This window comes from Nocardia sp. NPDC004068, assembly GCF_042874315.1.
Taxonomy (GTDB): domain Bacteria; phylum Actinomycetota; class Actinomycetes; order Mycobacteriales; family Mycobacteriaceae; genus Nocardia.
Genome location: NZ_JBIAMW010000001.1, coordinates 249,328 through 266,086, shown reverse-complemented (window position 1 = coordinate 266,086; position 16,759 = coordinate 249,328). Strand labels below are relative to the sequence as shown.

The window sequence follows — 16,759 nt, the reverse complement described above, 5'->3', positions numbered from 1 at the left end:
TGCCGGGGTGAGCGAGTCGCTGGTCGAGGCCGCCGACAGAGGTGCTGTCGGAGTGAATCAGTCGCTGGTCGAGACCGCCACCAGAAGTGCTGGCAGAGTGAATGAGACGCCGCACGACACCGCCACCGAAAGCGCCCTCGGGGAGAGTGAGTCGCTGGACAGAACCCCCACCAAGAGAGCTACCGGAGTGAGCGAGATGCTGGACGGGTCCAACACCGAAGGTGTCTCTCAAGTGAGCGAGACGCTGGACGAGGCCACCATGGTTCCCGGAGTGGGCGGGACGCCGGACAGGGCCGTCACCAAAAGTGTTGCCGGAGTGAGTGAGTCGCTGGTTGAGGCGGCGGAGGCGTTGGTTGCGCTTGATCGGGTGGTGCGGTTGTTGCGACGGAGTGGGGATGCGGGGGCGCTCGGGCATGGGGCTACCTCGGCGTTGGGGACTTTGGTGACCGGGGGGCCGATGCGGCTCGGGGATCTTGCTGCCGCCGAGCACGTGACGGCGCCGACTATGTCGCGGATCGTGTCCGGGCTGGCGAAGCTCGGGTACGTGCGTCGTGCGGCCGATCCTGGTGATGGGCGGGCTCAGGTGCTCACGGCGACCGAGGAGGCGTTCGCACTGGTGAACGGGTATACCTCAGCTCGGGTTCGGCAGTTCGCTTCGGTGTTGGACGAGCTCGGTGCCGACGAGCGCGCGGCCCTCGTCGGCACCCTCGCGGAAATCATTGCGCGGCTGGAGATCTGAGCTCAGTCCCGCAGGAACGTCAGCAGGTCCCCGTTGAAGCGCTCCTTGTCGCCGGGCACCAGGGCGATGCCGTGGGAGCCGCCCTCGTAGACGGTCAATGTGGCGTCGGGAATGATGTGGGCGGCCCGGCGGGCGGTGGCCTCGAGCGGTACGACCTGGTCGTCGTCGCCGTGGACGATCAGGGTCGGGATGTCGAACTTCTTCAGGTCGTCGGTGAAGTCGGTGTAGGCGAAGGCGTCCACGCATTTGACCCCGGCCTGGATGGATTCGTGCATGGCCATGAACCAGAAGGCGTCGCGGTTGCCCTGGGTGGCCTTGGTGCCGGGGCGGTTGGCGGAGAAGAAGCCCTCGGAGGTGTCGTGCCAGAACTGCGAGCGTTCGGCGAGGATGCCCTCCTTGATCTGGGTGAACACCTCGTCGGGAACGCCCTCCGGATTGTCGTCGCGGCGGACCATGAGCGGCGGGATCGCCGAGAGCAGCACCGCGGAGCGGATCCGGTCGGTGCCGTGGCGGCCGATGTAGCGGGCCAGTTCGCCGCCGCCCATCGAGTGCGCGACCAGGGTGACGTCGCGGAGGTCGAGCGAGGTCAGCAGGTCGTTCAGATCGTCGGCGAAGGTGTCGAAGTCGTAGCCGTCCCACGGCTGGGCCGAGCGGCCGTGGCCGCGGCGGTCGTGGGCGATGCCGCGGTAGCCCGCGTCGGCGACGCATTTCATCTGGTCGTCCCAGGCGTCGGCGTTGAGCGGCCAGCCGTGGATGAACACCACCGGGCGGCCGGACCCCCAATCCTTGTAGTAGATGTCGACTCCGTCGCGCGTGGAACACACCGGCATGCAGATCGCCTCCTTCGGAGGGTACGGCCCGCCGACCGGTGCGGTTCCCGGCCGTGGCAACGAGACGCCCAGACCCGACAGTAACCGTGAAATCTCCAGATGGGAGCACAGAAAGGTCACGATGGCTACCCGCAGGCAACGGAAATATACGAAAGATGGGGCATATCAGCCCAATCGGTGAATTCCCGCAGGTCGCCGCCGTGTTCGCCGGGTGCGCTGTATGCTCTCGCCCCATGACCCGACTTCCGTTGCGCTCGTGGGGAGCTCGCGATGGTACGTCGAGGCTGACGCGCTCGCCGGAAGCTCGCGATGGTACGTCGAGGGTGGCGCGCCCGTGGGGAACTCACGATGGTATGCCGACGCCCGGCGTCCTCGTGAGGAGCTTCGGTGGTATGCCGACGCCTGGCGCGCTCGTGGGAGCTCGCGATGACACACGGGGGCACGGTGCGATCGGGAGGAGCCTGGGCGATGGTGGGTGAGGGCACGGTCGAGGTGCGGAGGAGTTCGCGCTATGGCGGGTAAGCGCACGGTGTTGACCGTTCGGTTGCGGCGGTTGGCGGCGCTGTTGTTCGAGATGCGGGAGCACGCGGGGCTGAGCAAGGAAGTGGTCAGCGCGCGGACCGGGATCAATGTGACCACGTTGTATCGGATCGAGACGGCGCAGGCGCGGCCGCAGCGGCGGACGTTGATGGCGATGCTGGATCTGTACGGCGTGGAGGATCCGGCGCGGTCGGACGCGTTGCAGTTGTTGTCGGACGCGCAGAAGCCCGGTATGTCGCGGCCGTTCGAGGCGGCGGTGTCGGAGGTGTACGCGGCCTATATAAACTTCGAGACCGAGGCGCTGTCGGCGCGGCTGTTCCAGACGTCGTTCATTCCGGGGCTGTTGCAGACGGAGCGCTACGCGTGGGCGGTGCTGGACACGGCCATGCCCAAGGTGGAGACGTCGGTCATCGAGCAGCGGTTGCGCGCCCGGGTGGAGCGTTCGAAAGTGCTGGTGCGCGATGGGAATCCGCTGGAGTTGTGGGTGGTGCTGGACGAGGCCGCGATTCGGCGCGTGGTGGGCGGGCCGGATGTCATGCGTGAACAGCTGCTGCGGCTCGCCGAGGAGTCCGATAAGCGCAATGTGATTTTGCAGGTGTTGCCGTTCGGCGCGGGCGCGCACCCGGCGATGGTCGGTTCGTTCGTGGTGCTCGACTTCCCCGATCCCGCCGATCCGGAGTTGGTCTATGTCGAGGGCATCGCGGGCGACGATATCGTGGAGGGCCACAACGAGATTCGCCGCTTCGGGGTCATGTTCGACCAGCTGCGCGCGATGGCGCTCAGCCCGCGCGACTCGGCGGAGATGATCACGGAGGTCGCGCACGGGCTGAAGTGAACCGGCGGAGATGATCACCAAGGTCACACACGGGCTGAAGTGATCGGGCTGAGCCGATCAGCGGCGGCTCGCTCGCCGATAGCCGAGGAACGCCGGACCCGCGAATACGACGATCGCGCCGAGTGACCAGGTCAGCGTTGCCAGCAGGGGTTCGCGCACCGGGCCGCCCAGTGACAGCCCGCGCATGGCGTCGATGGCGTGGCTCATCGGCTGATGGGCCACGATCGGCTTCGCCCATGCCGGGTAGGCGGTGAGCGGCACGAAACCGGTCGAGAAGAACATCAGCAGCGAGGAGCCCAGCGAGATCGCCTCCACCAGAGCGGATTTGGCGGAGTACACGGCGACGGCCGTCACCAGCGTCGCGAAGCCGATGCCGTACACCACCGGCACGCACACCAGCGCGACCGCGGCCGGAAACCCTTGCCGGAAGCGGAAACCCAGCAGCATGCCCACGCCGAACAGCACCAGCGTGCATACCAGGATGCGCACACCCTCGGCGAGCACCCGCGCCGCCGGACCCGCGGCCCGATGCACGGGCAGCACCCACATCCGGGCCAGCAGCCCGGCGTCGCGTTCGCGGCCGAGGGTGATCGCCCCGGCCAGGGAGCCGGACATCGCCGACACCAGCGTCACCATCGGCACCGAACCGTAGAGCGCGCTCACCCCGGAGAACGCCGAGATCTGCCGTCCCAGCACGGTATTGAGCACGATCAGCAGGCCCGCCGGGAACACCAGGGACTGCGCCATCGTCAGCGGGTCGCGCCGCCAGCGGATCAGCAGTCGCCGCGTCTCGAGGATCGCTTGCGGTAGCGCGTGCCGCCAGGACTCGGTGCGCGTGCGCACCACGGGCAGGTCGACGGCCGTCATCGCTGCCTCCGCAGGGCCACCAGCACCGCGGCCGCGCCGAAGATCACCAGCCCCACCATCGTCCACGCGAGCCCCGGCCCGACCACGCCCCAGCTCACCGCGCCCGCCCGGCCCGAACGGTCCCCGGCGAGCGCGCGCAGGGCGAACACGAACTGCGAGACCGGCTGATCGCGCGCGAAACCCTGGATCCAGTGCGGGAATTGGTTCGCGGGGGCGAATCCGGTGGACACCATGCCGAGGATCAGCTGCGGCAGCACCAGGGCCTGACTGGTCGCCTCCGGACTCTTCGACAGCGTGCCCAGCAGATCGCCGAGCACGCTCAGCATCACCCCGACCAGCATGGCGAATCCGAGGAAACCGGCTGTGTGCCACCAGCTTCCGTAGAAGCGGAAGCCGATGATGTGCCCGCACAGCAGGGCTGTCACCAGCGACAGCGCGATGCGGTAGGCGGTCGCGGCGGTACGCGCGAGCAGCGGGGTCACCGACGGCATCGGCATGGTCGCGAACCGGGCGTCCAGACCGTCGCGGGCGTCGTTGGCGGCCCGGACCGCAGCGGCCGTCGCGCAGAACGACACGGCCTGCATCACGATCATCGGCATGAGGAACTGCGCGTAGCTGCTCAGGCCGAATCCGATGAAGGTCATCACCCGATTCAGCGGTACGTAGAAGCCCAGCGTGAACACGGTCGGGGCGAGGATCGCCGTGATCACCTCGCCGTTGCGCACCGACGGCCGGATCAGGCGCAGCGCGAGCACCCAGCCTTGTGCGAGCGCGCGCCGCCGGGGCACTTCGATCGTCACGGTCACCTCCCTGTCCGATATCTCAACAGACACATCGCGAGAACCGCCGGATATGCAGCCCGTCAAGTCCCCCTGCCCGGAATGCGGGCGCTCGGCGCGTCGCCGACGCACCATGGGCCCGACCGCCCACTATGCTGTCCGCCGTGCTCGAAGCCCAACCCCCCGTCGCGCCCCACCCCGATATCGCTCATCTCGCCCCCCTGCTGGGCACGTGGCGCGGCTCCGGGCACGGCGAGTACCCGACCATCGAATCGTTCGACTACCACGAGGAAATCCACTTCGGGCACGTCGGGCGTCCCTTCCTCACCTACCGGCAACGCACGCGGCACGCCGGGGACGGCCGCTCGCTGCACGCCGAGACCGGCTACCTGCGCTGCGCGGGACCCGATCGCATCGAACTGATCCTGGCGCATCCGACCGGGATCACCGAGATCTGCGAGGGCACCCTCGACGTCGCGAACGGCGGGCTGCGCATGGAGCTGGGCTCCACGCATCTCGGGTGCAGCGCGACCGCGAAACTGGTTACCGCACTGGGCCGTTCGATCCACCTGTCGGGCGACACGATCGACTACACGCTGCGGATGGCGGCCGTCGGGCAGCCCGAGCAGCATCATCTGGCGGCGAGCCTGCGGCGCAGCGAACAGGACCGCTGAACCCCGCCGGACATGCCCGGAATGTCCACCTGGAAAGATTAGGGGTTGAATCCTTCCGCGCCCGGGGACTACCGTTTTCCACGTCGGCGAACAGTCGGCGAATCGTTTCGTTCGAGCCTTCGATCTCACTCACCCACAAGGGAGAAGACCATGAAGCGTTCGACATTGGCCCTCTTGACCGTGGGCATGATCCTGGCCGGCGCCGGCGTCGTCGAGTTGATCGGAGACCCCTCCTCCGCGGAGATGTCCGGCCCTGTACCTCAATCTCATTCGGCGGCCGCCGACGGGACGCGTTCATCCCGATGATCGGCGGCTGTCCGCGCGGGCGGCCGGGTGTCTTCGGGCACCCGGCCGTTTTCGTCAGGCCGTACCCGGCGGCAGGGCCGCCAGCATGTCGCGCGTGACCGCCACCGCGTTGTCGGAGCTCCCGCCGCGCACGACCAGCGTCGCCCAGGCCAGATCGCCGCGATAGCCGATGAACCACGAGTGCGACCCGCCGTCCACCTCGGCCTCGCCGGTCTTGCCGTAGACCTCGCCCTGATCGGCGATCCGTTCGGCGGTGCCGCCCGTGACGACCTTGCGCATCATCGAGCGCAGCCCGTCCACCACCGTCGGCGGCAGGGCGGGCCGCTCCCCGTTCACGGTGGTCGGATGATTCGCGATCAGATACGGCGTCGGCGCCGAGCCGTGCGCGACCGTCGCGGCGACCAGGGCCATGCCGAACGGGCTGACCAGCACCTTGCCCTGGCCGATGCCGTTCTCGGTGCGCAGGACGAGTTCGCCGGCGGCGGGCACCGAACCCGACACCGTGGTCAGCCCGGCGATGGTGTAGTCGGGGCCCACGCCGAGCCGGGCGGCGGCGTCGGTGAGCGCGTCCGGTTTCAGGCGGCTGGCCAGCTCGGCGAAGGCGGTGTTGCAGGACCGCTCGTACGCCTGGGACATCGGGGCGTCGCCGATGGTGAAGAGGTTGTAGTTGGGGATGGTGCGGTCGCCGATGACGATCGTGCTCGGGCAGGGCAGCACGGTGTCGGGGGTGGCGACCCCGGCGGTCATCGCGGCGGCGGCGGTCACGGTCTTGAAGATCGAGCCGGGCGGGTAGAGGCCGGAGGTGGCGACCGGGCCGTCGGCGTCGGCGGCCTTGTTCTGGGCGATGGCGAGCAGCGCGCCCGTGGAGGGTTGCAGCACGACCATGACGGTTTGTTCGGCGCGGCCGTCGACGGCCTTCTGCGCGGCGTTCTGCACCGTGCGGTCGATGCTCAGCGAGAACGACGGGGCCGGTTGCGGCGCAACCTCTTTCAGCACGTCGGTGTCGACGCCGTTGGCGTTGACCGTGACCACGTTCCAGCCCGCCTTGCCGTCGACCTCGTCGATGACCGTCTTGCGGATGTGCGACATGAGATCGGGGGCGAAGGCGCGGTCGCTGGCGACGAGATCCCACTGTCGCTCCTCGCGGACGCCCGGCTGGTTCAGCAGGTCGGGGTTCAGTTGCTCGAACTCCCAATCCGTCAGGGCGGCAACGGGATTGGCGTGCGCGGGATCGAGGAGGGCCTCGGGGGTGAGTTTGTGGTCGAAGCGGATGAGCGCCTCCGACAGCTGCGCGGCGAGCCCGGCGGGGTCGGAGGCGGCCGCGGGGGTGAACGAGATCTCGTGTCGCACACCGGGAACCAGGACGTCGCTGCCCGCCCGCTCGTTCACCCGGGCGCGGGGGGCGGGCAGGGCGCGCAGTTCCATGGTCTGGGTGTTGCCGAGTTTGGGGTGGATCTCCGCGGCGGTCCAGCGCACCTGCCAGCGGCCCTCGCTGCGGCCCATCTGCAATTGGCCGGTGTAGGTCCAGGTTCGGTTCTTCGGCAGTCGCCACTCGTAGGTGTAGTCCACGGTCGCGGTGTCGCCGTTCACCTGCGCCGCCCCCACATGGCCGGTCATCTGTTCGGCCTGCAACTTCTCCCACGCCGAACCCAGTGCGGCCCCGGCCTTCTCGGGCTGGTTGGTGACTTCCGCGGCGGCCCGCACGTCCTTGCGGGCGAACGCCCCGACGAAGGTCTCCGCCACGGGCAGCGGACCCGAGGGCGTCACCGAACAGCCGCCGAGCCCGACGACCAGCGCGATCGCGGTCGGCACGGCGAGACATGCGCCGAGGAGCGATTCCCCTACCCTGGCGGGGCGGCTCTCCCCCGTCCGCGTGGCTCGATCTGGCACGCGCAAATGGTAGTCAGTGCGGTGGGGGCGGGACCGGGCGACACTCGGCTCAGTCGACCAGAACGGTGGCGAAGGTCGCGACCTGGCGGAAACCGACCTTGGCGTAGGCGCGGCGGGCGGCGTCGTTGAAGGAGTTGACGTAGAGGCTGGCCGTGCGGCCCGAGGCGACAACGGTATTCGCGACCGCGGCCGTGCCCGACGAGCCGAGGCCGTGGCCGCGCCACTCGGGATGCACCCAGACGCCCTGGATCTGGCCGGTGCGGCGGGACTGCGCGCCGACCTCGGCCTTGTACACGACCTGACCGTCCTCGAAACGTGCCCAGGCGCGGCCGGATTGGATGAGGCTCGACACCCGGCGGCGATAGCCGCGACCGCCGTCTCCGGCGCGCGGGTCGACGCCGATCTCCTCGGTGAACATCGCGACGGCGGCGACCAGGTAGCGGTCCAGCTCGTCGGGGCGCACGCGGCGGACCTTCGGGTCGGCGGGCGCGAGGGCGGGTCCCTCGAGCGCGAGCAGCGGTTGCTCGGCGCGCAGTTCGCGGGCCGGACCCCACTGATCGGCGAGCATCTCCCACAGCGGCAGCGCGAGTTCCTGGCGGCCGACCACCGACGAGCACAGCCGGGGCCAGCGCACCGCGCGCTCGGCGAACGCCTTCAGATCATCGGCGCCGCCGCGCAGCGGAACCAGATTCGCGCCGGAGAAGCACAGTGACGCCGACGGGCCGCCACGACTCCACAGCTCGCCGTAGCCGCCGCGCGCGTCCAATCCATACTCCTGCAGCCGCGCGGCGACCATGCAGCTGGCCACCGGGTCGCTGTCGAGGATTCGCAGCACCTGGGGCAGATCGCGACTCGCAAGCTGACGGGCTCCGGAACCGCGGGTCCGGCGGCTCGGCTCCAGCACACTCCGCACGTTCACAGCCTGCCACGAAGAAGGCGAACGTGCTGGTTTTTGGTCGGCTGCGGTCTACCCGACCGTGACGACCGGTTCACCGGTTCCCGCGTCGTCGTTCATCCCCTCGGCCAAGCGCAGTGCCTCCTCGATGAGGGTTTCCACGATCAGGTGCTCGGGCACGGTCTTAATGACCTCGCCCTTGACGAAGATCTGGCCCTTGCCGTTGCCGGAGGCCACGCCGAGGTCGGCCTCGCGGGCCTCGCCCGGACCGTTGACCACACAGCCCATGACCGCGACCCGCAGCGGCACCTCCATACCTTCGAGTCCGGCGGTGACCTCGTTGGCGAGGGTGTACACGTCGACCTGGGCGCGGCCGCACGACGGGCAGGACACGATCTCGAGCTTGCGCGGGCGCAGGTTCAGCGATTGCAGGATCTGGTTGCCGACCTTGACCTCTTCGACCGGCGGGGCGGACAGCGAGACCCGGATGGTGTCGCCGATGCCCTCGCTCAGCAGCGCGCCGAACGCGACGGCCGATTTGATCGTGCCCTGGAAGGCGGGACCGGCCTCGGTGACGCCCAGGTGCAGCGGGTAGTCGCAGCGCGCGGCGAGCTGCCGGTACGCCTCGACCATGACGACCGGGTCGTTGTGCTTGACCGAGATCTTGATGTCGCCGAAGCCGTGCTCCTCGAACAGGCTCGCCTCCCACAGCGCGGACTCCACCAGCGCCTCGGGGGTGGCCTTGCCGTACTTCTCCATCATCCGCTTGTCCAGCGAACCGGCGTTGACGCCGATGCGGATGGGGGTGTTCGCCGCCGCGGCCGCCTGCGCGACCTCCTTGACGCGGCCGTCGAATTCCTTGATGTTGCCCGGATTGACCCGCACCGCAGCACATCCCGCGTCGATCGCGGCGAAGATGTAGCGCGGCTGGAAGTGAATGTCGGCGATCACCGGAATCGGCGATTTGGTCACGATCGCGGCCAGCGCGTCGGCGTCCTCCTGCCGTGGGCACGCCACCCGCACGATGTCACAGCCCGACGCGGTCAACTCCGCGATCTGCTGGAGAGTCGAATTCACATCGTGGGTCCGAGTCGTGGTCATCGACTGCACCGACACCGGGAAGTCGCTCCCGACCCCGACCTTGCCCACCATCAACTGACGTGTCTTGCGCCGAGGTGCGAGGACCGCCGCCGGCGCGGACGGCATCCCCAATGCAATGGCACTCACGTTCGGCTGCCTACTTTCGCTTTCGTCTGCGTGCTGCCTGTTCGTTGCCGAGTCTAGTGGGGGGTGGGGAGGGCGCGGCGTGTGAGTGGGGCGACACGGGAACCTGGTTGGGGCGGGGTGCGTCCAAGGTGGTGGGCGGTAATGTGCTGGCGGACGGTGGGGTTCTCGGGAAGGGGACGCGTTATGGCGGGGCGTTGGGTGGCGCTGGGATTGGTTTTGGGGGCGTTGGTGCTGGTGGGAGGGTGTCAGGATGATTCATCCGGACAGGGCACTCCGACGAGCGGGACCAGTTCGGCCGCTACGACGACGGACAGGGCCGCGGGCCTGTGGGACCCGTGCACGCTACCGGAGTCGGCGCTCACCGGGACCGGTCTCGATCCCGCCACCAAGGAATCGGGAGTTCTCGGAAATCAATTCCCCGGGTCCAAGACGTGCGGCTGGCGCTCCGACGCCAAGTGGTACGACCTCACGGTCTACTCGACCGACAAATCCCTCCAGGACATCCGAAACCGAACGGACTTCGAGGGCCTCACTCCGACCAAGGTGGGCTCCCTCGATGCGGTCCAGTTCTCGTGGAAGGACGATCCGGACCGGCTGTACTGCTTCCTGGCGGTTGGTCTCCGCCAGGGCAGTGTCACCTACGAGGCGCAGACTCGTTATTCGGTAGGCAAGCAGGGGGACCCATGCGTCGAGGTTCGGCATCACGCGGAGAACCTGGTCAAGTATTTACCCGGAAGTTGAGGAGGGGATCGTGATAGAGGGGGTTGATCCCGCCGCTTGGCGAAACCTGCTGGGACAAGCCAACTCTGGAAAGCTCACGCTCGATCCGGAGATCGGTAAGGGTCTCGACAAGGTCTGCGACGACTACCTGGATCGCCTGGACGCGCTCGCTCGCGCCGCGGACCGCTTTCGCTTCCTGGGAGGTTTCGGCACGTTCCAGTCGGGTGTGGATCTGGAGAAGAAGTTCAAAACGAAAGCCTTCGGTAGCGACAAGTCACTCGTCGCGATTCTGCAACAGCACATCGACGTGGTGAAGACCGCCAAAGAGGTTGTGGCCAAGGCTGTCTCGAACTTCGTCGAGCAGGACCAGCAGAACGCCGACCAGTATCATCGTACGGACGGTGCGTCATGAGTTCGTACGACGACTACCAGCGCCGCATCATCGCCGCTCAGGAACAATGGAACCAGGAGCGGGAACGAATCTATGGCGAGACACGAACGTTCGACTCCACCTTCCAGGGGGACTTCGATCCGACCGTGATCAATTATTGCGAGATCTACGAGGGTCTTTCACTGGAGGAGATGCGCAAGCGGGTCAGCGAGATGCGGCCGGACGAAGTGCGTGCCCTGTCACACGGCTGGCGTGATATCGGGTGGAATTTGATGGCCGCGTCGAACGCGTTCAACAGCAGCTTCGCTCGAACGGTCAGCGGAGATGGTGCGCATACCGGCTGGACGGGCGAAGCCGCTACGGCCGCCACGACGGCGGTCAACAACTACACCACTCAGTCACACGACCTCGTATCGGCCGCTCAGGTCATCGGGCTGAAACTGGCCGAGGCCCACACCGGACTCGAACAGACCCAAGCCCTGTTCCCCGGCATCACCGAACGTCCCGATGTGCGCACTAAGACCCTCCCCAAAGACGGCGTCATGAAGACGGACGACTACAACAACGAGGAGCAGACCGAGGAAGCCCGCCGAATTCTTCGCACGGTGTATGGCCAGGTGGTCGTACAGACCGATAAAGGCGTCCCCGTCCTCCCGACACCACCCAAGATCACCGATGGACCCGTCGTTCCCGGCACCGATTTCGTCGGCCCCGGCAATTCCGGTGGCGGTGGGGGCAATGACAGCGGTGGGGGCAATGGCGGAACCGGTGGTGGGACCGGGAATGACGGTGGTCCGGCGTCCGGGGGTGGTGGCGGTCCCGAGGAATCGAAGGATCAAGGTGGCGGGACAGCCGGGGGTGGGGCGGAGCAAGGGACTCAGCCTGCGAGTACCGCGCCGAGTTCTGTCGGGTCGGATTCGGCTACGCCCGGAAGTACCACGGACTCTCGGGGCGGAACCAGTACCAGCCCAGCTGGTTTGAGTGGGCCGTCCGCGGGCGGTGGGTCCGGCGGGACGAGCGGGGGCGGGTTCGGGCGGATCGGGTCCGGGCCGGGAGGTAGGGGTGGTGGATCAGGGGGTGGGACATCCGCGAATGCGCCTGGGCGCAGTGTTCCCGGTGGGCCGTTGGGGGCGAATGGGACCCCCGCGGCGGCTCGGGCGGGGATCGCGGGGCAGCAGGGTATGGGGATTCCGGGGATGGGGGCGCCGGGGGCGCATGGGAAGAAGGAGGATGAGCGGGAGAAGGGGACGCCGGATTATTTGATCACCAAGGAGCATGGGGAGGAGTTGATCGGGGAGTATCGGAAGGCTGTGCCTCCGGTGATCGGTGGGGATTACGACAGTGCTTAGTTGGCGGTTCAGTGGGCAGGAGTTCGAAATCCTCTGGGCCGCTTACGGTCGGGATCGGTTGCCGTATCCGTTGCGGTTTCGGCCGGAGGATGTGGAGTTCGAGGAGTTGAAGCGGCGGCGGGAGGAGGCCGTGGCGGGGTTGCTGGGGAAGTACAGCGAGGAGTTGCCGCGGGCGATCGGGGCGTTGCTCGAACCTGAGGTGCGGGTGGAGATGAAGGGGTTCACCGGTGCGGGGCTGTCGGAGGTGATTCGGTTCCACGGAGTGTTGCGCGGCGGCGAGGGCGCTTCGTTGACTCAGCTGCCCGGTCCCAGCGAGGACATCGGTTCGGATGTCGTTGTGACATATGGGGATTCGGCGCACGTCCCGCAGCGTGCCGTCGCCGCTCTGCCGCCGTGCGGGCCCGGTGCGAAGCCGCCGCTCGAGGTCCGGCGCGAGGAGATCGCCGCCGACCGCGACCGCCCGATCGCCGTGTCGCACAGCGCGATCGAGCGCCTGAACCGCGTCTTCAAGCGCGAGCGCCTCGGCCTCGGCGAGGTCACCGTTCTCGCGGGCGGTGCCGTCGACTCCCGCCCCACCCCGGGCCGATCCTTCTGGTGGATGGACTACGAGGACGGCCGCTACTATGTGAAGACCGGCGACCCCATCATCGCCAAACCCCTTGACGCGCAGCGCATGTCGGCCGAGATCCACCGCCTCGCTACGCTCACCCAGCGCTATTACGCCGAGGACCGCGAGCACGAGGAGTACCTGCGCTCGCGGTGAGGAGGGTCAGGGCACCCGGACCTCCGCCGGGACCGTCCAGCCCTGGCGGCAGGTCGAGTGGCCGTCGCAGCCTTCGACGGTTACCAGATGAATGCCCGGACCGGCGGAACGGCTGGTCGAGCCGCCCAATCCGCCCGGGGTATTGTTCTGGCTGCCGTCGACGCTCACGATGAAGCGATCGTAGGAGAACGGGGTCGACGGGCCCCATTCGACGTAGACGCCGCCCCCGTTGCCGGTGACCACCGCGACGGTCATCTCGCCGCCTTGATGGGGCGACCAGACGATGTCGCCGTGTTCGAACACCTGATGCCTGCTCTCCTGGCGGAGCGCTTCGCCCATGCCCGGTGGGAAGCCGGGCGGAATGTGGTCGGGCACAAGCTCGCCCGTGATCGGGCAGCCCAGTTCGCCGTCGGCCGCGTCGAGCAGGTACCAGCGGGTCGCGATCAGATTGGTCGGCTCGAACGGGCAGTGGCGTCTCGTGGGATGACCGGGTGTGGCGAGGCCGGTCGCTGCCGGGACGGTCAGTATCGTCACGACGGCCGCTAAGACGCCCACGACGCGGTGAATCAATTTGCGCGACAAGAGAATTACCCCCAGATCAATGCATGAGACCACTGCGTGCGAGTCGCGTTGGTCGCCGGTGAAGTAGTCAGCTTCTCTGACTTAGATTGTCAGATAACCTGACCGATCTGTCAACATGGGCCGAGCAGCCCGGTACCGTGCGGGAATGCGACTCGCACGGGAAGTGGAGCTGCCGACGGATGTCGACGCGGCTGTGGCGGTGCAGGATCGGTTGCGCGGGCTGGTCGAGGTTCGAGGCGGCCCGCAGCGGTTCCGTACCGTGGCCGGACTCGACTCGGCGTACGACGAGGACGGGAATGCGGTTGCGGCCGTGGTCGTCTTGGACGCCGAGACGTTCGAGGTCGTCGATACGGCCACGGCGCGGGGGCGGGTCGAGTTTCCCTATGTACCGGGGTTGTTGGCGTTCCGGGAGTTGCCGGTCACCGTCGCGGCGCTCGAAAAGCTCGGTAGCACACCGGATCTGCTGATCTGCGACGGGCAGGGCGTCGCTCATCCGCGGCGGTTCGGGCTGGCCTGTCATGTCGGTGTGCTGACCGGGCTGCCGACCGTTGGGGTCGCCAAGACCGTGTGGGGTGAGTACACCGAGCCCGGGGCGAAGCGGGGCGCGACCGGTGATGTCGTTGTGGAGAACGAGGTGGTCGGGCGGGCGTTGCGGACGCGGGCGGGGGTGAAGCCCGTGTTCGTGTCGGTTGGGCATCGGATCGACCTGGACACCGCCTGTGCGGCGGTGCTCGGGTTGACTCCTCGGTATCGGCAGCCGGAGACCACGCGGCGTGCGGATCGGTTGTGCCGGGAGTTGTTGCGGCAGGGGTGATTTCAGCGATGCGGGGACGTGATCTCGGCTAGGCGGTCCAGTTCGCGCAGGGTTTCCGTGGGTGGCAGGACCGGGACGATGCCCAGGAGTACGCGGTGAATGTCCAACTCCGCCAGGCGTTTCAGGTCGTCGGGGCGCGGGTCGAACAGGGTCGCGATCACGGGGACGGGTGGGCGGCCTTCGCGGGCGGCCAGCTCCCGCAGTTGGTCGATGCCCTTTTCGAGCTCGTCCAGGGGGATGCCGACGGGGGCCAGCCAGCCGGTGGCGTGGTCGAGGATGCGGGTGTGGGTGGTGGGCCCCCAGCCGCCGAGCCAGATCGGCGGGTGCGGGTCTTGTACGGGTTTGGGCCAAGAATAGAGGGGGTCGAAATCGACGTAATCGCCGTGGAATTCGGCCTTCTCCTGGGTCCAGATGGCGGTCATGGCGAGGAGGCGTTCGCGTTGCAGGGCGAGGCGGGTGCGGGGGTCGGTGCCGTGGTTGCGGATCTCCTCGCGGAGCCAGCCCGCGCCGACGCCCAGTTCGAAACGGCCGCCGGAGGCGCGATCCAGGCTCGCGACCTCCTTGGCGAGGATGATCGGATCTCGTTGCACCACAAGGGCGACCCCGGTGCCGAGCCGCAGGCGGGTGGTCGCGGCGGCGGCGAAGGACAGGCTCACGAAGGGGTCGAGATTGCGGTAGTAGTCGTGCGGGATGTCGCCGCCGCCGGGGTTGGGCGTCCGGACGGTGACGGGGATGTGGGTGTGTTCGGCGACGAAGAGGGATTCGAAGCCGCGCTCCTCGACCGCCCGGCCCAACTCGGCGGGGCCGAGGCTCTCGTCCGTGACACCGGTGAAGATTCCGATACGCATGGCGGCTACGGTAAACATTGACATCAGCGTCAAGGTCAAGAGCGCGAGGTGAGGATGCGAATCGGCGAGTTGGCGGAGCGCACCGGCAGTAGCACGCGCACGCTGCGGTACTACGAGCAGCAGGGTCTGCTGACGGCCGCGCGGAAGGGCAACGGCTACCGCAGTTTCGACGAGAGCGCGGTCGGCACGGTGCTGCGAATCCGAGCGCTGCTCGCCGCCGGATTGACCACCGAGGTCATTCGCCGCGTGCTGCCGTGCACGCGCGATGCCGTGCCCCGGATCGATCCGTGCGCCGAGGTGGTGGGGATTCTGCGGTCGGAGATCGATCGGGTGGACGCGGTGGCGGCGGATCTGCGACGGTCGCGGGAGTTGCTCGCGTCGATTCTGGTTGATTCGGGGGTGGCGGTACGGGAAGAGAGCGAGTTGGGTACGGCGTAGTCGCGAGGACGACTACGCCGTAGCCTCAATCACGCTGCCGGTCAGTCACTTTGGGCCGAGACGTCCACCGCTGACAGCCGCAGTGAACGCATCCCACTCGCCGGGGAGAAACACGAGCGCGGGACCGGAGGGGTCCTTCGAATCGCGGACGCCGACCGACCCGTCATGAAGGTGAGCAACCTCGACGCACTCCCCGTTCGGGGTACTCCGGCTGGACTTGAACCACGTTGGGTTCGGCAGATCACTGATCATTCGTAGCACTCCCTCAGGACCCGGCGAATCAAATCGTTGCTCGCAGTCGTGTCCAACGCTACCCGCTGCGCCCGAACCAGCGCGTCCTTGTACGGATCGAGGTGGTCTTTCGTCTCGAGGTACAAAGCGCCGGTAAACCCTTCGACGAAGACCACCGGGGGTTCGATCAACTTGGTAAACGGCAGGGGGCCGAATTCGAGCAGCACGAACGAACTGGCGATGCCGACTATGGGATCTGTCGCGTCGAGCGGAAGAACCCTGATCGAGACGTTCGGTCGCTCGCCCTCGGTCAGGAGGTGACGCAACTGATCGCCCATCACCCCCGGACCGCCCGTCCGCTGACGGAGGAGCCATTCGGGGATTATCGTCTCGTACTCAAAGTCCGGATCCGACAGGCGTTCCTGGCGAATAGTGAGGAGCGTGACTCGTCTCTCCACATCCTCCGATGTCCAGGTGGGATGGCCGGACCACGCGAGTTGCCGTCGGTACGCCGCCGTTTGGAGAAGCCCGGGCAGGAGACCGATTTGCACGGTGGTCTTGCGCAGGGCGCTCTGCTCCAAGCTCAAATAGTGGTCGAAGTCCACTTGCGTACCGTCGATATACGCGCGCCACCACTTCCCATCCGACTTCCGCTCCTTCCGCACCTCCTCCCCCAACGCCAACAACAACCGACGCTCGTCGTCACTGACCTTCAGTTTGTCGCAGAGGGCGTTGATCTGCATGTTGGTGGCATTGTGCTTCACCCCGTCTTCCAATCGCCCATATGTCTGCGGCGATGTCTCCGCGGCCTTCGCGGCCGAGTTCTTCGAAACGTCCGCTCGCTCACGGAACTTCTGCAACTGTCGGCCGAGTGCACGGCTGGCAAGAGTCGAACCCATCGTTAGCCTCGCTATTCAATCGTCTGCCTGAATGGGGAAGGGCCCGCGTGGAACCAGGGCCCGATCGCGCCGAAAGAACTTGTGAGAACTACCACCCCGCTCGGGGAAAGAGTAACACTGAAGGCCCGCCGAGAACGGGAAC

Annotated in this window: 19 protein-coding genes; 9 read left to right on the top strand and 10 right to left on the bottom strand. The window is 67.6% G+C overall.

What is annotated here, in order from left to right; all coding sequences use genetic code 11:
• The first annotated feature begins 7 nt into the window (after positions 1–7).
• Entirely contained in the window at positions 8–739 is a 732-nt protein-coding gene (locus tag ACFYTQ_RS01345) for a MarR family winged helix-turn-helix transcriptional regulator (RefSeq protein ID WP_387356066.1), read from the top strand.
• Between the two features lie 2 nt (positions 740–741).
• Here ACFYTQ_RS01345 and ACFYTQ_RS01340 read toward each other — a convergent pair whose 3' ends face one another.
• Complete coding sequence (locus tag ACFYTQ_RS01340; protein WP_387356064.1) at positions 742–1,569, bottom strand: alpha/beta fold hydrolase; 828 nt, start codon at positions 1,567–1,569, stop codon at positions 742–744.
• A gap of 511 nt (positions 1,570–2,080) precedes the next feature.
• Between ACFYTQ_RS01340 and ACFYTQ_RS01335 the strand changes: the two genes are divergently transcribed.
• Positions 2,081–2,944 carry a helix-turn-helix domain-containing protein gene (locus ACFYTQ_RS01335; RefSeq protein ID WP_387356062.1) on the top strand — a complete coding sequence of 288 codons (864 nt, stop codon included), beginning with the start codon at positions 2,081–2,083 and terminating at the stop codon, positions 2,942–2,944.
• Between the two features lie 57 nt (positions 2,945–3,001).
• Here the strand turns inward: ACFYTQ_RS01335 and ACFYTQ_RS01330 are convergent, their stop codons facing one another.
• Positions 3,002–3,811 carry an ABC transporter permease gene (locus ACFYTQ_RS01330; protein WP_387356060.1) on the bottom strand — a complete coding sequence of 270 codons (810 nt, stop codon included), beginning with the start codon at positions 3,809–3,811 and terminating at the stop codon, positions 3,002–3,004.
• Positions 3,808–4,611, bottom strand: coding sequence for an ABC transporter permease (locus ACFYTQ_RS01325; protein ID WP_387356058.1), 804 nt, complete (start codon positions 4,609–4,611; stop codon positions 3,808–3,810). Before ACFYTQ_RS01325 ends, ACFYTQ_RS01330 begins: the two co-directional genes overlap by 4 nt.
• A 131-nt stretch (positions 4,612–4,742) precedes the next feature.
• On the opposite strand from ACFYTQ_RS01325, the gene ACFYTQ_RS01320 reads away from it, so the two are divergent.
• Positions 4,743–5,264, top strand: coding sequence for a peroxynitrite isomerase (locus tag ACFYTQ_RS01320; protein ID WP_387356056.1), 522 nt, complete (start codon positions 4,743–4,745; stop codon positions 5,262–5,264).
• 360 nt (positions 5,265–5,624) lie between these two features.
• Here ACFYTQ_RS01320 and ACFYTQ_RS01315 read toward each other — a convergent pair whose 3' ends face one another.
• The 3 genes from ACFYTQ_RS01315 to ispG form a co-directional block, all read right to left on the bottom strand.
• Positions 5,625–7,382: a penicillin-binding transpeptidase domain-containing protein gene (locus ACFYTQ_RS01315; protein WP_387356973.1), complete on the bottom strand. Its 1,758-nt coding sequence runs from the start codon at positions 7,380–7,382 to the stop codon at positions 5,625–5,627.
• Between the two features lie 127 nt (positions 7,383–7,509).
• Entirely contained in the window at positions 7,510–8,373 is an 864-nt protein-coding gene (locus ACFYTQ_RS01310) for a GNAT family N-acetyltransferase (RefSeq protein WP_387356055.1), read from the bottom strand.
• A gap of 54 nt (positions 8,374–8,427) precedes the next feature.
• Positions 8,428–9,561: a flavodoxin-dependent (E)-4-hydroxy-3-methylbut-2-enyl-diphosphate synthase gene (ispG, locus tag ACFYTQ_RS01305; RefSeq protein WP_387356971.1), complete on the bottom strand. Its 1,134-nt coding sequence runs from the start codon at positions 9,559–9,561 to the stop codon at positions 8,428–8,430.
• A gap of 219 nt (positions 9,562–9,780) precedes the next feature.
• On the opposite strand from ispG, the gene ACFYTQ_RS01300 reads away from it, so the two are divergent.
• Genes ACFYTQ_RS01300 through ACFYTQ_RS01285 form a run of 4 tightly spaced genes read left to right on the top strand, consistent with a single transcriptional unit; the run spans position 9,781 to position 12,805 of the window.
• A complete protein-coding gene (locus ACFYTQ_RS01300) occupies positions 9,781–10,323 on the top strand; it encodes a DUF3558 domain-containing protein (protein ID WP_387356054.1) in 543 nt (180 codons plus the stop codon).
• A 10-nt stretch (positions 10,324–10,333) separates the two neighbouring features.
• Entirely contained in the window at positions 10,334–10,714 is a 381-nt protein-coding gene (locus tag ACFYTQ_RS01295; RefSeq protein WP_387356053.1) for a hypothetical protein, read from the top strand.
• On the top strand, positions 10,711–12,042 hold the full coding sequence (locus tag ACFYTQ_RS01290; RefSeq protein ID WP_387356052.1) for a hypothetical protein: 1,332 nt from the start codon (positions 10,711–10,713) through the stop codon (positions 12,040–12,042). The genes ACFYTQ_RS01295 and ACFYTQ_RS01290 overlap by 4 nt, the downstream gene beginning before the upstream one ends.
• Entirely contained in the window at positions 12,035–12,805 is a 771-nt protein-coding gene (locus ACFYTQ_RS01285) for an ESX secretion-associated protein EspG (RefSeq protein WP_387356051.1), read from the top strand. Before ACFYTQ_RS01290 ends, ACFYTQ_RS01285 begins: the two co-directional genes overlap by 8 nt.
• A 6-nt stretch (positions 12,806–12,811) precedes the next feature.
• On the opposite strand, the gene ACFYTQ_RS01280 is transcribed toward ACFYTQ_RS01285, so the two are convergent.
• On the bottom strand, positions 12,812–13,339 hold the full coding sequence (locus ACFYTQ_RS01280; protein WP_387356050.1) for a hypothetical protein: 528 nt from the start codon (positions 13,337–13,339) through the stop codon (positions 12,812–12,814).
• A 193-nt stretch (positions 13,340–13,532) separates the two neighbouring features.
• Between ACFYTQ_RS01280 and ACFYTQ_RS01275 the strand changes: the two genes are divergently transcribed.
• A complete protein-coding gene (locus ACFYTQ_RS01275) occupies positions 13,533–14,201 on the top strand; it encodes an endonuclease V (protein ID WP_387356048.1) in 669 nt (222 codons plus the stop codon).
• Positions 14,202–14,203: 2 nt separating this feature from the next.
• Here the strand turns inward: ACFYTQ_RS01275 and ACFYTQ_RS01270 are convergent, their stop codons facing one another.
• Complete coding sequence (locus tag ACFYTQ_RS01270) at positions 14,204–15,049, bottom strand: LLM class F420-dependent oxidoreductase (RefSeq protein WP_387356047.1); 846 nt, start codon at positions 15,047–15,049, stop codon at positions 14,204–14,206.
• A 54-nt stretch (positions 15,050–15,103) separates the two neighbouring features.
• Between ACFYTQ_RS01270 and ACFYTQ_RS01265 the strand changes: the two genes are divergently transcribed.
• Positions 15,104–15,487, top strand: coding sequence for a MerR family transcriptional regulator (locus ACFYTQ_RS01265; RefSeq protein ID WP_387356969.1), 384 nt, complete (start codon positions 15,104–15,106; stop codon positions 15,485–15,487).
• Positions 15,488–15,532: 45 nt separating this feature from the next.
• Here the strand turns inward: ACFYTQ_RS01265 and ACFYTQ_RS01260 are convergent, their stop codons facing one another.
• Both ACFYTQ_RS01260 and ACFYTQ_RS01255 read right to left on the bottom strand, forming a co-directional pair.
• Positions 15,533–15,739 carry a DUF397 domain-containing protein gene (locus ACFYTQ_RS01260; RefSeq protein ID WP_387356046.1) on the bottom strand — a complete coding sequence of 69 codons (207 nt, stop codon included), beginning with the start codon at positions 15,737–15,739 and terminating at the stop codon, positions 15,533–15,535.
• Complete coding sequence (locus tag ACFYTQ_RS01255; protein WP_387356045.1) at positions 15,736–16,617, bottom strand: helix-turn-helix domain-containing protein; 882 nt, start codon at positions 16,615–16,617, stop codon at positions 15,736–15,738. Before ACFYTQ_RS01255 ends, ACFYTQ_RS01260 begins: the two co-directional genes overlap by 4 nt.
• Positions 16,618–16,759 lie beyond the last annotated feature (142 nt).

Coding starts and splice junctions, on each gene's coding strand:
- ACFYTQ_RS01340 (WP_387356064.1), bottom strand. CDS start 1,569: ATGCCGGTGTGTTCCACGCGCGACGGAGTCGACATCTACTACAAGGAT.
- ACFYTQ_RS01335 (WP_387356062.1), top strand. CDS start 2,081: ATGGCGGGTAAGCGCACGGTGTTGACCGTTCGGTTGCGGCGGTTGGCG.
- ACFYTQ_RS01330 (WP_387356060.1), bottom strand. CDS start 3,811: ATGACGGCCGTCGACCTGCCCGTGGTGCGCACGCGCACCGAGTCCTGG.
- ACFYTQ_RS01320 (WP_387356056.1), top strand. CDS start 4,743: ATGCTGTCCGCCGTGCTCGAAGCCCAACCCCCCGTCGCGCCCCACCCC.
- ispG (WP_387356971.1), bottom strand. CDS start 9,561: ATGCCGTCCGCGCCGGCGGCGGTCCTCGCACCTCGGCGCAAGACACGT.
- ACFYTQ_RS01290 (WP_387356052.1), top strand. CDS start 10,711: ATGAGTTCGTACGACGACTACCAGCGCCGCATCATCGCCGCTCAGGAA.
- ACFYTQ_RS01275 (WP_387356048.1), top strand. CDS start 13,533: ATGCGACTCGCACGGGAAGTGGAGCTGCCGACGGATGTCGACGCGGCT.
- ACFYTQ_RS01270 (WP_387356047.1), bottom strand. CDS start 15,049: ATGCGTATCGGAATCTTCACCGGTGTCACGGACGAGAGCCTCGGCCCC.
- ACFYTQ_RS01265 (WP_387356969.1), top strand. CDS start 15,104: ATGCGAATCGGCGAGTTGGCGGAGCGCACCGGCAGTAGCACGCGCACG.
- ACFYTQ_RS01260 (WP_387356046.1), bottom strand. CDS start 15,739: ATGATCAGTGATCTGCCGAACCCAACGTGGTTCAAGTCCAGCCGGAGT.
- ACFYTQ_RS01255 (WP_387356045.1), bottom strand. CDS start 16,617: ATGGGTTCGACTCTTGCCAGCCGTGCACTCGGCCGACAGTTGCAGAAG.